This is a genomic window from Rubrivirga litoralis (assembly GCF_031846415.1).
In the GTDB taxonomy this organism is placed as follows: Bacteria; Bacteroidota; Rhodothermia; order Rhodothermales; family Rubricoccaceae; genus Rubrivirga; species Rubrivirga litoralis.
Genome location: NZ_JAVRHT010000081.1, coordinates 1 through 1801, shown reverse-complemented (window position 1 = coordinate 1801; position 1801 = coordinate 1). Strand labels below are relative to the sequence as shown.

Below are 1801 nucleotides of genomic sequence, written 5' to 3'. Positions count from 1 at the left end.
CGCCGCTGGTATTAGCTGGAAGTCAAGGGGTCGACGGCGATTCCGGTCGATTTGGGCGGAATGGGCTTGCGAGGAGGGGCGGGGCGGCGGACGAGACACGACGTCCTTAGCCCGCCGCGGAGGTGCGGCGGACGAACGTCTGAGCGCGTCACCCCGGTCGGTCGCGAGCTATGCTGGCTGGGATCGGTCGTCTCCGGTGCCGAAGCACGGAGCGACGAGGAACATCCCCTATTGGCTCTGCGAAGCGGGGGGTGCCGCCGAGGGACGAGCTGGCCCCGCAGGTGCGGGGGCGCCCGATGGTGCACGGCGAAGCTCTCTGAGGACGGGGTCCACGAGGCTTGACGGGCGGTTGTCGGTCCTCTCGGCGGCAGGGGGTGCGGGGCGGGGGGGCGCCCCAGCGGTCGGTAGAAGCGGAGGGCGGGGTGGCTAGGCGGCGAGGGCGTACTCGCTCTGGCAGACGTGGACCCGGGCCGGGTCGAACGGCTCACGGCTCCGGTGGGCGCCCCACACGACGGTGAGCAGCTTCCGCATCGCGGCCACGCGCGCCTTCTGCTCCACCATCCGCTCCCGGCGCTCGGCGTAGCGGGCGCCGAGGAGCCGGTCGCCACGGAGGACGGGGAAGACCGCCTGCCCCAGCACCTTGCGGAGCATCGGCCGCCCCTTCTTCGACAGCCGCGTCTGGCCTTTGTACTGGCCGCTCTCGCGTTCCCGGAGGTTCATCCCGGCGTACCGGAGGAGCTGGCGCTTGGTCGCGAAGTCCGAGAGCGGCCCGGTCTGCCCGACGATCCGGGCCAGGTTGAACAGCGTGATCCCGGAGACGGCCTCGTCGATGGGCGGCAACTGGTCGCGCGCTTTGAGCTCGGCCCCCAGCGCCTCGATGCGCTCCTTCAGCGCCTCCGCTTGACCCTCGTGGACCTCGAGCTCGGCCACGAGCGCGGCCAGCCGGTCCGAGAGCACAGCGGCCACGGCCGGGGGCGGGGCGGACCGGACCGAGGCCTCGGCGGCGGTCACGAGCCGCTCGCCGGTCGCGGTCTTGACCCCAGGCACCCGGCGCCGGAGCGTGGCCAAGAGCCGCGTCCGGCCGAGCTGGGCCAGCCGGTGCGGGCACAGGAGCCGCCCGTGGAGGAGCGCCCGGCCGGTCTTCGAGAACGTGAACTGAGCCGAGCGGTCGTAGTCCGGGAAGAGGTCGCGCAGCGTCGCCTGCAGCCGCGTGCGGATGGCCGACGTGACCCGGACCTCGTCGTCGTGGAACGCGGTCAGGTGGCGGAGCACGACGTAGGGCTCGGGCAGGTCGCGGTGGCGCTGCGTCCGGCCCATCGCGGCGGCGAGGTGGATGACGCGGGCGTCCTTCCGGTCGGTCTTGCCCGTGTCGAGCGACTCGGCCTTCGTGAGCTGGCCGACCTGCTCGGCGCTGATCAGCGCCGTCTGGTGCCCGGCGCGGCGGGCGACGGCGAGGAGCGCCCGCTCGTAGCCGCCCGAGGCCTCGCAGAGCACGCGGACGCCGCGGAGCCCGTGCTCGGCCGCGAGCGTGGCCGCCTCGGCGAGCGCTCGCTCGACGGCTTCGGTCCGGTTGGGAATGACGTCCTCGGCGACGACCTCGTGGTGCCCGGACTCGAACCGGCTGAAGAGGTGGAGCGTGTCGCGGGAGACGTCGGCGGCGAGCAGGAGGACGGGGCGGGCCTTGTCAGGAGCGGGGATAGAACGGATCTTCATGGCGGGCCTCGGCGGCAGACGGAAGGGTTGTGACGATCCGGAAGGTCTGTCTGCCGGGGTCTCCTCGTCTGGCGCTAATGGTATGGTG

1 protein-coding gene is annotated in these 1801 nt (G+C 72.8%); it reads right to left on the bottom strand.

The genetic code is table 11. The features are described from left to right. Positions 1–426: 426 nt before the first annotated feature. The gene (locus tag RM540_RS16225; protein ID WP_311666056.1) at positions 427–1713 is read right to left on the bottom strand and encodes an IS110 family transposase; all 1287 of its coding nucleotides are present in this window, start codon (positions 1711–1713) and stop codon (positions 427–429) included. Positions 1714–1801: the final 88 nt, after the last annotated feature.